The 12,987-nt window shown below is 71.2% G+C and carries 10 protein-coding genes and 1 pseudogene; 8 read left to right on the forward strand and 3 right to left on the reverse strand.

Annotation, left to right across the window (positions count from 1 at the left end; genetic code table 11):
- Nucleotides 1–220 precede the first annotated feature (220 nt).
- Nucleotides 221–424: a YtxH domain-containing protein gene (locus D7X55_RS24330; protein WP_120552093.1), complete on the forward strand. Its 204-nt coding sequence runs from the start codon at nucleotides 221–223 to the stop codon at nucleotides 422–424.
- Nucleotides 425–526: 102 nt separating this feature from the next.
- Here the strand turns inward: D7X55_RS24330 and D7X55_RS24335 are convergent, their stop codons facing one another.
- Both D7X55_RS24335 and D7X55_RS24340 read right to left on the reverse strand, forming a co-directional pair.
- Nucleotides 527–1,909 (reverse strand): hypothetical protein, encoded by a 1,383-nt coding sequence (locus tag D7X55_RS24335; RefSeq protein WP_121724330.1) that lies wholly within the window; start codon nucleotides 1,907–1,909, stop codon nucleotides 527–529.
- Between the two features lie 222 nt (nucleotides 1,910–2,131).
- On the reverse strand, nucleotides 2,132–3,487 hold the full coding sequence (locus tag D7X55_RS24340; RefSeq protein WP_121724331.1) for a hypothetical protein: 1,356 nt from the start codon (nucleotides 3,485–3,487) through the stop codon (nucleotides 2,132–2,134).
- 258 nt (nucleotides 3,488–3,745) lie between these two features.
- Between D7X55_RS24340 and D7X55_RS24345 the strand changes: the two genes are divergently transcribed.
- A complete protein-coding gene (locus D7X55_RS24345; RefSeq protein ID WP_121724335.1) occupies nucleotides 3,746–4,573 on the forward strand; it encodes an urease accessory protein UreD in 828 nt (275 codons plus the stop codon).
- A gap of 1 nt (nucleotide 4,574) precedes the next feature.
- Here D7X55_RS24345 and D7X55_RS43500 read toward each other — a convergent pair whose 3' ends face one another.
- A complete protein-coding gene (locus D7X55_RS43500) occupies nucleotides 4,575–4,739 on the reverse strand; it encodes a hypothetical protein (protein WP_158626415.1) in 165 nt (54 codons plus the stop codon).
- A 127-nt stretch (nucleotides 4,740–4,866) separates the two neighbouring features.
- On the opposite strand from D7X55_RS43500, the gene ureA reads away from it, so the two are divergent.
- From ureA to D7X55_RS24375, 6 genes and pseudogenes are all read left to right on the forward strand, one after another.
- The gene (gene ureA / locus D7X55_RS24350) at nucleotides 4,867–5,643 is read left to right on the forward strand and encodes an urease subunit gamma (RefSeq protein ID WP_121724332.1); all 777 of its coding nucleotides are present in this window, start codon (nucleotides 4,867–4,869) and stop codon (nucleotides 5,641–5,643) included.
- A complete protein-coding gene (ureC, locus tag D7X55_RS24355) occupies nucleotides 5,640–7,355 on the forward strand; it encodes an urease subunit alpha (protein ID WP_120552097.1) in 1,716 nt (571 codons plus the stop codon). Before ureA ends, ureC begins: the two co-directional genes overlap by 4 nt.
- Nucleotides 7,356–7,367: 12 nt before the next feature.
- Nucleotides 7,368–8,030 (forward strand): urease accessory protein UreF, encoded by a 663-nt coding sequence (locus tag D7X55_RS24360; RefSeq protein WP_121724333.1) that lies wholly within the window; start codon nucleotides 7,368–7,370, stop codon nucleotides 8,028–8,030.
- 26 nt (nucleotides 8,031–8,056) lie between these two features.
- Nucleotides 8,057–8,773: an urease accessory protein UreG gene (ureG, locus tag D7X55_RS24365; protein WP_120552099.1), complete on the forward strand. Its 717-nt coding sequence runs from the start codon at nucleotides 8,057–8,059 to the stop codon at nucleotides 8,771–8,773.
- Between the two features lie 73 nt (nucleotides 8,774–8,846).
- Nucleotides 8,847–11,327 carry an ATP-binding protein gene (locus D7X55_RS24370; protein ID WP_233610028.1) on the forward strand — a complete coding sequence of 827 codons (2,481 nt, stop codon included), beginning with the start codon at nucleotides 8,847–8,849 and terminating at the stop codon, nucleotides 11,325–11,327.
- Between the two features lie 70 nt (nucleotides 11,328–11,397).
- Nucleotides 11,398–12,987: pseudogene (locus tag D7X55_RS24375) on the forward strand (sensor histidine kinase); the annotation flags it as partial.

A 12,987-nucleotide genomic window follows, 5' to 3' on the forward strand; every position in this document is an offset into this window, starting at 1 on the left:
GGGTGGGCCTCCGGGGGCGAAGGACACCGGCCCCCTGGTGAGAGCGCGCACCCTAGCAGCGTGTTCCGACATGTTTCAGTGGGGCCCGGCTACCCCGCCGGAGGCATCCCGCAGGGGTTGGCCACTTGGCAGTTGCCGGACAGTGCCTACCTTGCGCCGCGCACTGGGAAAGGGGGCACGCATACTGCCAGTCCCCCCTCGAGCGAAGGAGTCACACCGCATGAAGAAGCTGACGCTGCTGGCCTTGACGCTGGGTGCCATCTCCATGGGTACGGGCTGCCACCGCAACACCCGCGAGTCCGCCAAGGACGACATGGAAGAGGCCGGCGACAAGGCGCAGGACAAGGCCGAGGACGCCGCCGACGCCACGGGCGACGCCGTGGAGAAGGCCGGCGACAAGGTCGAGGACGCGACCGACAAGTAATCGCGCCAGGCATCCGCTGACGCGAAACACCCCGGACGCCGGACCCTTCACGGTGCCGGCCTCCGGGGTGTTGTCATTGCAGGGGGATCATCCCCCGGGCGCTCAGAAGCCCGCCGCGAAGTCCACGATGCTCCAGTACAGGCTCAGCTGGTGGGCCGTGCCCTGCGTCGTGCCGTAGTCCGACACGGTCCGCCCCGCCAGCGCGGGAATCTGCGGGCAGGTCAGCTGGCCGTGGATGGCCTGGGCGTAGCCGTTGGTGGTGATGGCGCTCGCGAAGCTGGACGTGGAGGGAATCGTCACCTGGCCGGACGTGCTGACCGTGTTGTACGCGCCGGTGGCCGAGAACGAGACGGCGATGGCGTCCGCGTCGAACGCGTTGTTGCCGGTGATCAGCTGGTTGATGATGGGCGAGCCGCCGTTCACGCGCCAGGCGCCGGCCTCACGCGCGGTGGCCACGCCGCTGATGGTCGTGCGGCCGGAGACGCGGCCCATGTGGTCGAAGCGGGCCTGGCACGGCGAGGTGCAGGGCACCTTCACGGGGAAGGGGAAGCGCACCGGGAACAGCCCGCCCGGCCGGTGGATGATGAGGTCCCACCAGTAGTAGTAGCGCCAGCGCGAGCAGCTCAGGTTCAGCGACAGCTGGCTGTTGCCCGCGACGGTGCGGTTGATGGTCACGGGATACGGGGTGACGGCGTTGGCGCTCAGCGTGTGCTTCGCGCCCGGCCCGTTCCAGCCGTAGAGGCTGCGGCCCGGGTACGACTGCAAAATGGTCTGGGTGGTGGTGGGCGTGCGCGTCGTCGTCGTCACCCAGTTGCACGTGCAGGGCCCCTGGAGGGGGAACCACGGCAACAGCTGATGCGCGAAGACGATGGCCTGGCCGCGCAGCTGCGGGAAGTTCTTGGAGACCTCCTGCACCAGGTCGTACTCGCCCTGGCCATACTTCGCGTCGAGCTGCGTGACGGCGGCGCTCAGCTCGCTGCTCACGTGCGCGACGTCCGGGTCCGACGCGACGCCCGCGGACACGGTGAGGCCGCACTCCTTGTCGTTCGCGCAGTCCAGGCCCACGTCATAGGGCTGGGTGAAGAGCGGCTGGCCCTTGGAGTCCTCCAGCACCAGCTTCTGCGCCCAGCCCGTCTCCCAGGGCTTGTCCAGCGCGCCAAAGAGCTTCACCTGGGAGATTTCGCCCGCCTTCGGGGTGACCGCCACGCCCGCGTTGGCGCTGTCCTTGCCGTCATAGGACACGAGCTTCGAGGACTGCGGCAGGTCCTCCTGCCGGTCCGTCCACAGGATGCGCGCCGTCAGCTCCCCGTCCTCCAGCGCCACGTCGAGCAGGGTGGCGACGTTCGGACGCTCCTCCTCCTGCGGCTCCGCTGCATGCGCCGGCACGGCCACGAGCAGGCCTCCGAGCGCGAAGGACGAGACGGTCAGCGAGCGAAGCCAGGACGGAACGAGGCCGAAGGGGCCTCGCGGGGAGTGATGGGGCATGGGCAATCCCTTGCGAAGGAATGGGGTCCGCCCTCCGGCGCGTGGGGCCGGAGGGCGGTGTGCCTTCAGAGCAGGTCCCGTGCCAGGGATTGCGCCATGTCTGACATTGCTGCGGGTTTCGGAGGGAAAGCGTGGTTTTCCAAGATATCTCCGGAATCGTCGCTTGCGCGGAGGCTGTATCCCTTCGCGTTACGCGAACCCCGCCGGGTGTAGCGCGGCGGGCTACAGGCCGTAGAGGAAGAAGTCCCGGATGTTCTGGTCCAGGCTGGACTGGTTGTTCATGGTGGTGGCGAAGTCCGAAACGGTGCCCGAGGGGTTCAGGCCTCCACCCGGGCACACGGCGTAGCCCCGGATGGCCATGGCGTAGGCAGCCTGCGCCTGGCCGAACGGCAGGCCCAGGGAGGGGTCACCGTTGTAGGTGTAGAAGGCCTCACCGGAGGTCTGGACGAAGCCGGAGCCGCTGCTCGTGTTGTTCGCGATGGTGGACACGTCGAAGCCGCTGTTGGCGGGCGCGTGGACGGTCTGGTTCAGCAGCGGGCTCAGGGAATTGCCCAGGTGGTACTTGATCTGCTCCGTGGCGGTGCCGTTGAGGAGCATGGTGGTGCTGTTCGCGCTCGCGTTGCCGATGATGCGTCCGAAGTGGTTGAACCGGCCGCTGCACGTCCCGGCGCACATGCTGTAGACGGGCTGGGGCATGAGCACGGGCTTCACCAGTCCGCCGGACTGCTTGATGCCCACCTGCTGGAAGTGGATTGACGCCAGCGACGTGCAGTTCAGGGTCAGATTGATCCGGCTGGTGCCCTGCGTGGTCAGGCGCGCGTTCGAGCGGCGGTTGGGGGCCAGGGGGCCCGCGTACAGGTTGTGCGCCGCGCCCAGGCTCGTCCCCGAGGTGTTGCTGCGCGTCGAGGACGCCTGCCAGGTGCACCGGCAGCCCTCGGCGGGGCCCACGGGGCCCAGCTTGCTCAGGCCGTGGGCGTAGCTCAGGGCCTCGCCGTACAGCGTGGGGTCGCGCCGGGCCACCTCGCGCACCAGGTCGAACTCCTTGGCCCCCAGGTCCTTCTCGATGGTGTCGAGCGTGTCCTTCAGGGCACGGCTCACGTGCAGGACCTCGCGGCTGGCGGAGACGCCCGCGGTGGCCTTCAGCGCGCAGGTCTTCTCGTCCTCGCAGTCCAGGCTGACGTCATAGGGCTGGTGGGTGAGTTCCTGGCCCTTCGCGCCGAGCACGGCGAGCCGCTGGGCCCAGCCCGTCTCCCACGGCTCCTTCACCGCGCCGTACAGCGTCACCTCGGAGACCTCGCCGGCCTTCGGCGTCACCCGCTCGCCCGCGGTGAGCGTGTCCTGGCCGTCATGGGACACGACCTCCACCTCTCCGGGCAGGGACTTCGCATCCTGGGCCCAGAGGATGCGCGCGGTCAGCTCGCCGTCCACCAGGGACACGTCGAGGATGGTGGCGGGGGCCTCGCGCGGTTCGTCGGCGTGGGCGGGGGCGGCCATCAGCAGGCCGCCCATGGCGAAGGAAGAGAGGGTCAGGGCGCGAAGCCAGGAGGGGGCGAGGCTTCGGAGCGAACGACGGTACATGGTGAAGTCCCTTGGGAAGAGGGTTCCGTCATTTCTGACATCTCGTGTCAGGAATGGCGGCCCGCCCAAGAGCAGGTTGTGTGCCACCCACGGCCCCGTCTGTACCGGGGTGGCGTTTGTAGCGCGGAGCGCTACCCGGCGACGGACCAGGGATTGAGGGGTGTCTGGGGTTGTTTGTGTTTGGGGGCCCTCCGCGCCATGGAATCCGGCGGGGCCGGAGCGTGCGGGGTTGCTCCCCGGTGCTAGAAGGGGCGGGTGATTCCCGCTCATCTCCGACCGGAGCGCGCGGGCGCCGCGCGGCTCGCCTTCGAGCGCTCGGGCCCCCGCACCGTGGTGCGAACCGCGCTGGCGCACAGCCCCTTGCGGCTGCTCACCCCGCGCAACCACGGCCACGCGGCGTGGGCCTACACCAGTTCCTTTGGCGGTGGCCTGGTGGACGGCGACCACCTGCGGCTGGAGGTGGACGTGGCGGACGGGGCCTCGGCGCTGCTCGCGACGCAGGGGGCCAACCGTGTCTACCGGTCTCCCACGGGCTGCCGCAGCGACCTGTGCGCGCGCGTGGGCCGGGACGCGCTCCTGGCGTGGGTGCCGGACCCCACCGTCTGTTTCACCGGCGCCCGCTATTCACAGACGCTGGACGTGACGCTGGCGCCGGGTGCGTCGCTGGTGCTGGCGGACGTGGTGACGGCGGGGCGCAGCGCCCGGGGTGAGCGCTGGGCCTTCCTGCACTACGCCTCGCGCCTGCGCGTCGCGCGGGAGGAGCGCGCGCTGGTGGATGAGCGCTGGGTGCTGGACCCCGCGCACGGCGCGCTGCCGGAGCGGCTGGGCCGCTTCGACGCGCTGGCGTCCGTGCTCTTGGTGGGGCCGGCGTTGAAGGACGCCCGGGAGTCGCTGGCCGCGCGCGTGGCGGGCCTGCCGGTGAAGCCGCGCGCCCGGGAGGTGGTCTCCGCCAGCCCCCTGGGCGAGGACGGGCTGCTGTTGCGCGTGGCGGCCGTGTCGCTGGAGACGCTGCTCGGCACCACGCGCGACTGGCTGTCGTTCCTGCCGGGCCTCCTGGGTGACGACCCGTGGGCCCGGCGGGTGTGACTCAATACCGGGTGATGTCGAACGTGCTGTAGTGCGAATACAGCCGGTCGATGTGGTCCGCCGTCAGGTTGACCGCGTCCTTGTGGTTGTTCGTCTTCCACTCGGAGGTCATCGCGCTGCACACGCCCGCGTCCGTGCCCGCGGGCAGGCCCGGCTGCTTCAGCATCGGGTGGGAACTCCGTGAGGGGGAGAACGGCGCGGGGGGCCTCCATCCTGGCCCACGCTGACGCGTCGCGCTAGGGTCCCGCGGGTCGGCGCATCCCGCACCCGGAAGAACCCAGGGAGTCGGACCCATGCATCTGTCCCCCCGTGACGTGGACAAGCTGCTCCTGCACCAGGCGGGCGTCGTCGCCCAGAAGCGGCTGGCGCGAGGCCTGCGTCTCAACTACCCGGAAGCCGTCGCGCTCATCGCCACCCAGTTGCTGGAGTACATCCGTGACGGCCGCAGCGTGGCGGAGTTGATGGACCTGGGGCGCCGGTTCCTGGGGCGCGCGCAGGTGATGGACGGCGTGCCGGAGATGCTGGCGGAGGTGCAGGTGGAGGGCACCTTCCCGGACGGCACCAAGCTCGTCACGGTGCACCACCCGGTGGTGGCGGAGCACGGGGACCTGTCGCTGGCCCTCTACGGCAGCTTCCTGCCGGTGCCACCGCTGGAGCGCTTCACCGTGCCCGCCGCGTCGCCGGAGGGGCCTCCTGGCGCGGTGCGCGCGGCGGAGGGCTCGGTGGAGCTCAACGCGGGCCGCAAGGCCATCACCCTGCGCGTCACGCACCGGGGCGACCGGCCCATCCAGGTGGGCAGCCACTACGCGTTCGCGGAAGTGAACCGCGCGCTCGTGTTCGACCGGGGGCGCGCCTACGGCCACCGGCTGGACATCCCCGCGGGCACGGCGGTGCGCTTCGAGCCCGGCGAGGTGAAGACCGTGTCGCTGGTCCCCATCGCGGGCGAACAGGTGGTGCGCGGCGGCAACGTGCTGGGCAGCGGCAAGGTGTCCGACGAAGGCCGTGAGCGCCTGCTGGAGTCCGTGCGCGCCCAGGGCTTCGGTCACGAGGAAGAGGAGGGCCACTCATGAGCCGCAAGCTGGATCGCCGCCACTACGCGGACATGTTCGGTCCCACCACGGGAGACCGGGTGCGGCTGGGGGACACCGGCCTGTGGCTCCAGGTGGAGCGCGACGCCACCGTCTACGGCGACGAGTGCAAGTTCGGCGGCGGCAAGGTGCTGCGCGAGGGCATGGGCCAGCGCGCGGGCACGGGCGACGCGGACGCGCTCGACTGCGTCATCACCAACGCGCTCGTGGTGGACTGGACGGGCATCTTCAAGGCGGACGTGGGCATCAAGGCGGGGCGCATCTCCGCCATTGGCAAGGCGGGCAACCCGGACGTCATGGCGGGTGTCACCCCGGGCATGGTGGTGGGCGTCACCACGGAGGTCATCGCCGGGGAAGGGCTCATCCTCACCGCGGGCGGTCTGGATACGCACATCCACTTCATCAGCCCGCAGCAGGCGGACGAGGCCATCGCCAGCGGCATCACCACCTGGGTGGGCGGCGGAACGGGCCCCGCCACCGGCACCAACGCCACCACCTGCACGCCGGGCGCGTGGAACCTGGCGCGCATGCTGGAGGCCACGGACACGCTTCCCCTGAACATCGGGCTCACCGGCAAGGGCAATACGTCCCTGCCAGACGGTCTGTTGGATCAGGTCCGCGCGGGCGCCATCGGGCTCAAGCTGCACGAGGACTGGGGCACCACGCCCGCGGCCATCGACACGTGCCTCACGCTGGCGGACGCGGAGGACGTGCAGGTCACCATCCACACGGACACGCTGAACGAGTCCGGCTACGTGGATGACTCGCTGGCGGCGTTCAAGGGCCGCACCATCCATACGTACCACTCGGAGGGGGCGGGCGGCGGCCACGCGCCGGACATCATCCGCGTGTGCGGCGCGCCCAACGTGCTGCCCAGCTCCACCAACCCCACGCGGCCGTACACGGTGAACACGCTGGATGAGCACCTGGACATGCTCATGGTGTGTCACCACCTGGACCGCGAGATTCCGGAGGACGTGGCCTTCGCGGAGAGCCGCATCCGCGGAGAGACCATCGCCGCGGAGGACATCCTCCACGACCTGGGCGCCATCAGCATGATGGCCTCCGACAGCCAGGCCATGGGCCGCGTGGGCGAGGTCATCACCCGCACGTGGCAGACGGCGCACAAGATGCGCGAGCAGCGCGGGCGGCTCCCCGGTGAGCAGGGGGACAACGACAACCTGCGCATCCGCCGCTACGTGGCGAAGTACACCATCAACCCCGCCATCGCCCACGGGCTGTCCCACGAGGTGGGCTCCGTGGAGGTGGGGAAGCTGGCGGACCTGGTGCTGTGGCGGCCCGCCTTCTTCGGCGCGAAGCCGGAGCTGGTGCTCAAGGGCGGCTTCATCGCGTGGGGGCAGATGGGCGACGCGAACGCGTCCATCCCCACGCCGCAGCCGTACCTCATGCGCCCCATGTTCGGCGCGCGCGGAAGGGCGCGGGGCTCCACGAGCATCACCTTTGTCTCCGGACGCGCGCTGCGCGAGGGCACCGTGCAGGGGCTGGGGCTCACCAAGCGGCTGTCCGCGGTGGCGGACTGCCGCGCCCTGGGCAAGAAGGACATGCGCCTCAACGACGCGCTGCCGGTCATCACGGTGGATCCAGAGACCTACGAGGTCCGCGCGGACGGAGAGCTCCTGCGCTGCGAGCCCGCCACCTGGCTGCCCCTGGCGCAGCGCTACTCGCTGTTCTGAGAGGGACGCGCCATGGCTTCCGGCTGGAGGGTGTTGCAGCTGGCGGACTCGGGGTTCCCTACCGGAGGCTTCGCGCACTCCGGGGGCCTGGAGGCCGCGGTGCAGGCAGGTGAGGTGCGCGGCGCGGACGGCGTGCGGCGCTTCGTGGAGGCGCTGGTGTGGCAGGCGGGCCTGGGCGCGCTGCCGCTGGTGGGCGCGGCGTGGCACCAGCCCGGCTCCGTGCCAGCGCTGGACGCGAGGGCGGACGCGTTCCTCGCCAACCACGTCGCGAACCGGGCCAGCCGCACGCAGGGCAGGGCCTTCCTGGACACCTGCGCGCGCATCTTCCCGGAGGCCGTGGGGCCCGTGCGCGAATCCGCCCGGGCCGCCAGCGTGAGGTTCCACCACGCGCCCGTGTCCGGCGCGGTGCTGCGCGCGCTGGAGGTGGAGCACGAGGACGCCCTGCGCCTCTTCCTGTCGCTCACCCTGCGGGGCGCCCTGTCCGCGGGCGTGCGCATGGGCGTCATCGGCACGCATGAGTCCCACCAGGTGCAGCACGCGGCCACGCCGCTGCTGGGGGCCGTCCTGGAGCAATGCAAGGCATTGAGCGTGGACGACCTGGCCCAGCCCGCGCCGCTGTGGGACCTGGTGGGCGCCACGCATGACCGGCTGTACTCCCGGCTGTTCCTGTCCTGAATCCAGACACGAAAAGGAAGCGCGACATGCACGACGACGACCACCGCGGCCATGGGCAGGACGGGCACGAGCACACGCACGAGGACTGGGACCACCCGGGCCACTTCGACGCGCGCGACAAGCCGCACCGGCGCGACTACTCGCAGCGGGCCTTCACCATTGGCATTGGCGGCCCGGTGGGCAGCGGCAAGACGGCGCTGGTGCTGGCCCTGTGCAAGAAGCTGCGCGACACGCACCGCCTGGGCGTGGTGACCAACGACATCTTCACCCAGGAGGACGCGGAGTTCCTGGTGCGCAACCAGGCCCTGTCCCCGGAGCGCATCAAGGCGGTGGAGACGGGCGGCTGCCCCCACGCGGCCATCCGCGAGGACATCAGCCACAACCTGCTCGCGCTGGAGCAGCTGATGGAGGAGCTGCACCCGGAGCTGCTCATCGTGGAGAGCGGCGGTGACAACCTCGCCGCGCAGTACAGCCGGGAACTCGCGGATTACACGGTCTACGTCATCGACGTGGCGGGCGGCGACAAGGTGCCTCGCAAGGGCGGGCCCGGTATTACGCAGTCGGACCTTTTGATCATCAACAAGACAGACCTCGCACCGCACGTGGGTGCGGACCTGGGCGTGATGGAGCGGGACGCCCGGAAGATGCGGGGAGAGGGGCCGTTCGTCTTCACCCAGGTCACACGGGATGTCGGGGTGGATGCGGTGGTGAGCCACCTGCTGGACGCCTGGCGCAGGCGCTAAGCACTGGACGATTGTTGTTTCACCCGGCACCCGCGCCCAGCACCTGGGGGCGGGTTGTGCCAGGGTGCGCGCCGTGGAACTCCTGGAGCGGGCGCGCGTTGAGTGGTTCGCGGTGGCGGTGGGGCTCATGGTGGGCACGTCGATGGTGTTCGTGCCCTATGAATTCGGCTCCACGCTCTTTCAATACATCTATCCGCACGTCCGGCTGCTGGGGAGCCTGTTCCTCGTCGGCGCGGGGCTGATGCTCATCGCGCTGATGTATCCGGCCTGGCCCTCCTTCGTGGGCTGGACGGGGCGCGCGTTGGTGCTGGCCGCGGTGGCGGTCTACTGGTGGGCGGTCTGCATCCTGCCCGTCAGCCTCACGGGCACCGTCGTCTACCTGTTCCTGATGGTCCTGCTCGTCATGGAGCCGCGCACCCTGCGCCGGGGCCAGGGGCAGCTGCTGGTGTTCCTGGCCTGCGTGGCGCTGTGCTTCGGGCCGCTGATGCTCTGGGCGCCCCAGGACTTCGTGCGCTTCGCCCTGGCGTCGATAGGGCCCTACGTGCGGTGGGTGGGGGTCCTCTTCCTGCTGCTGGGGACGCTGCTCGCCGTGGGGCTGTGGCGCCGCGAGCCGTTGTCCTGCCGGGTGGCCCTGGGCGGCCTGTCCCTGCTGTTCCTGCACATGACGGTCGCGGTGGTGTCGCGGCGCTCGTGGTCGGGGATGAGCGTGTACGCCGTGCTGACGGCGGTGTGCGTGCTGCTGGCCGGGGTGCGCCGGTGGCCGGTCCTGGTGGGGGTGCGCTGGCGGCTGTTCCGCGGCATGGCCCTGGCGTCGGTGCTGCCCATCCTGGGCGTGGGCGCGGTGGCGTCGTACCTGGCGCAGAAGGCCCTGGAGGCGGAGCTGCACGGCAAGACGCGCCAGACGGTGGCCGCGGAGTCCGCGTGGCTGGAGCAGACGGCCGCCATGGCCAGCTCCATGCTGCAGGTGTACAGCCAGGGGCCGGCCTTCATCGCCCAGGTGCGCGCGGGCAACCGCGAGGGCATCCGGGAGCGGCTGGCGATGCTGGAGGGCCCGTCCGGGCTGTTCGACGCGGCCTGGCTGCTGGATGAGACCGGCGACACGCTGATGACCTCCGCGCGTTTCAACCGGGTGCAGGGCAACTTCGCGTACCGGGCCTACTTCCAGGAGGCGATGAAGGGCGGCGCCCGGGTGCTGCTGTCGCGGCCCTTCCTGTCCCGCGCGAACCTGCCGTTCGTCGTCATCACCGTGCCCATGGACCTGGGCGCGGGCCGGCGCACCTTCCTGGTGGGCGCGCTGTCCCTGGAGCGTCTGGGATTGCAGCCGGCGCTCGCCTCGCCCGACTACCACGTGGAAATCTTCGACCGCCGCGATGGCAGCCTCCTGCGTGAGACGGACCGGGGGAGCGTGCTGGCCCGGGCGCCCGCGCTGGACCTGGTGGGGGCGGACGCGCTGACGCGGCCCCAGGGGCTCACGGAGGCGTTCGACGGCTCGGGGCACCGGCTGGTGGTGGCGCACGCGCAGGTGGCGGGCACGCCGTGGACGGTGGTGGTGACGGCACGGCTGCGCGAGTCGTTCGCGCCGGTGACGCGCATGGGCGCGTGGGTGGTGGCCATCGCGTTGCTGGCGGGGGCCCTCTCGCTCGTGCTGTCGCATTGGGTGGGGCGGGACGTGGCGCAGCGGCTGGAGACGCTGCGGGACGGCTTCGCCGTGCTGGGCACGCCGTCACTGGAGCGGCGCGTGCCGGCGCGGGGCGATGACGAGATTGCCCAGCTCGCCCTGGGCTTCAACGACATGGCGGCGCGCATCGACCGGACCCAGAAGGAGCTGCGCGAGGCCATCGCCATCCGGGACCAGTTCCTGTCCATGGCGAGCCACGAGCTGCGCACGCCGCTGACGCCCTTGAAGGCCACGCTGGACCTGCTCGTCCGTCAGCTGGGGGCCGGGCAGGGGATGAACCCGGAGCGGCAGCGGGACACCATTGCCCGGCTGAACCGGCAGGTGGACCGGCTGACGCGGCTGATTGGAGACATGCTGGACGTGTCGCGGCTGCAGTCCGGACGCTTCACGCTGACGGTGGCGCCCATGGACGTGGCCGCGCTGGCGCGCGAGGTGGTGGAGCGCATCCAGGTCACGCGCCCGGAGCGCGCGGCGCAGCTGTCGCTGGAGCTCCCCACGTCACCGCTGGTGGGCCGGTGGGACGAGCAGCGGTTGGATCAACTCCTGACGAACCTGGTGGAGAACGCCCTGCGCTACTCGCCGCCGGGGACGCCGGTGGTCGTGCGGGTGTTCGAGGAGGCGGACGCGGTGCGGGTGGAGGTGGAGGACCGGGGCATCGGCATCCCGGCGGAGAGCCTGTCGCAGCTCTTCACGCCCTTCTTCCGCGCGCGCAACGCGGCCGAGCACTACGCCGGAGGCCTGGGCCTGGGTCTGGCCATCTGCCGCGAAATCGTGGAGCGCCACGGGGGACGCATTGGCGCGAGGAGTGACGGGCCGGGGAAGGGCACCTGCTTCACGGTGTGGCTGCCCCGCGCGGCCGTCTCGGACGCGGCCTGATACGCGACAGGGGCGCGCGGCGGCGACAACCGGGCCGTGCGCTCCTGCTCGGGTTGTGTACTCTGCCCCCGTGGGCATCCTCGAGCGCGCACGGGTGGAGTGGTTCGCCGCGGCCTTCGGGCTGGTCGTGGGCACCACCATGGTCTTCGTGCCCTACGAGTTCGGCGCCGCCATCTTCCAGCTCATCTACCCGTACGTCCGTCCGCTCGGCAGCCTGTTCCTGGTGGGCTCGGCGACGATGCTCGCCGCGATGATGTACCCCACCTGGCCCGCGCTCGTGGGGTGGCTGGGCCGGGCGCTCTTCCTGACGGCGATGGCGTTCTACTGGTGGGCCGCCACCGTGCTGCCCCGGGGCATCACGGGCCTCGTCCTGTACCCGCTCATCGCGGCCCTGCTGCTGCTGGAGCGGACCCACCGCTTCCGGGAGCGGGGGCTCCTGCCCGTGTTCATCGCCTGCGTGGCGCTGAGCTTCGGCGGGATGATGGTCCTGGTCCCCAGCGGCTTCCACCGCCTGTCGCTGCTGGCGTTCGGGCCGTTCCTCCGGCTCCTGGGCGTGGCCTTCCTGGGGACGGGCGCGCTGCTGGCGCTGGGGCTGGGGCGCGGCCACGAAAAGCGCTGCCGCATCGCCCTCGCGAGCCTGGGCCTCCTGTTCCTGAACATGACGCTCGCGCTGGGGTCCCGGCGCTCCTGGGCCGGGATGGGCGCGTACGCGGTGCTGACCCTGGCCTGCGTGCTGTTGTGGCGGATGCGCCAGGTCCCGGCCCTGTCCGGGGTGCGCTGGCGGCTGTTCCGGGGCATGGCCCTGGCGTCGGTGCTGCCCATCCTGGGCGTGGGGGCGGTGACGTCGTACGTGGCCCAGCGGGCCATCGCGGCGGAGCTGCGGGGCAAGGCGCAGCAGGCGGTGCTGACGGAGACGGCGTGGCTGGAGCAGTCCGCGGCCATCGCGCGCTCGCTCCTGCGTTCGCAGAGCCGCGACCCGGGCTTCATCGAGGCGGTGCGCGCCGGGGACCGCAAGGAGATGGTCGAGCGGGTGGAGCTGCTGGAGCGCGAAACCGCCCTCTTCGACGCGGCGTGGCTGTTGGACTCGAGCGGGGAGACGCTGGTTCCGTCCCTCCGGCTCAACCGCATCACCGGCAACTTCGCGCAGCGGGAGTACTTCCAGCAGGCGCTGAACGGGGGCGACGCGGTCTGGGTGTCACGGCCCTTCCTCACCCGCGCGGGGCTGCCCTTCATCGTCTTCTCCACGCGGGTGGACCTGGGGGACGGCCAGCGCGCGGTGCTGGTGGGCGGGCTGTCCCTGAAGCGGCTGGGCCGCCAGTCGACGCTGGCCTCGCGCAGCTACCACGTGGAAATCTTCGACCGGCGCGACGGCACCCTCTTGCGCGAGACCGAACGGGGCGACGTGCTCACGCGGGCGCCGGTGCTGGGGGTGCTGGCCCCGGAGGAGCTATCCGGCAAGGAGGGCCTGCTGGAGGCGTTCGATGAAGCCGGGCGCCGCCTGCTGGTGGCGCACGCGCAGGTGCCGGACACCGAGTGGACGGTGGTGGTGACGGCCGGGCTGCGCGAGGCGTTCTCACCGGTGACGCGCATGGGCGCCTGGGTGGTGGCCATCGCGGTGCTCGCGGGGGCCATCGCGTTGCTGTTGTCGCGGTGGGTGGGG

The organism is Corallococcus sp. AB049A, assembly GCF_003668885.1.
Taxonomy (GTDB): Bacteria; Myxococcota; Myxococcia; order Myxococcales; family Myxococcaceae; genus Corallococcus; species Corallococcus interemptor.

What these genes read in the sequence shown, in the direction of transcription:
- D7X55_RS24330 (WP_120552093.1), top strand. Translation starts at nt 221, where the DNA reads ATGAAGAAGCTGACGCTGCTGGCCTTGACGCTGGGTGCCATCTCCATG.
- D7X55_RS24335 (WP_121724330.1), bottom strand. Translation starts at nt 1,909, where the DNA reads ATGCCCCATCACTCCCCGCGAGGCCCCTTCGGCCTCGTTCCGTCCTGG.
- D7X55_RS24340 (WP_121724331.1), bottom strand. Translation starts at nt 3,487, where the DNA reads ATGTACCGTCGTTCGCTCCGAAGCCTCGCCCCCTCCTGGCTTCGCGCC.
- D7X55_RS43500 (WP_158626415.1), bottom strand. Translation starts at nt 4,739, where the DNA reads ATGCTGAAGCAGCCGGGCCTGCCCGCGGGCACGGACGCGGGCGTGTGC.
- ureA (WP_121724332.1), top strand. Translation starts at nt 4,867, where the DNA reads ATGCATCTGTCCCCCCGTGACGTGGACAAGCTGCTCCTGCACCAGGCG.
- ureC (WP_120552097.1), top strand. Translation starts at nt 5,640, where the DNA reads ATGAGCCGCAAGCTGGATCGCCGCCACTACGCGGACATGTTCGGTCCC.
- D7X55_RS24360 (WP_121724333.1), top strand. Translation starts at nt 7,368, where the DNA reads ATGGCTTCCGGCTGGAGGGTGTTGCAGCTGGCGGACTCGGGGTTCCCT.
- ureG (WP_120552099.1), top strand. Translation starts at nt 8,057, where the DNA reads ATGCACGACGACGACCACCGCGGCCATGGGCAGGACGGGCACGAGCAC.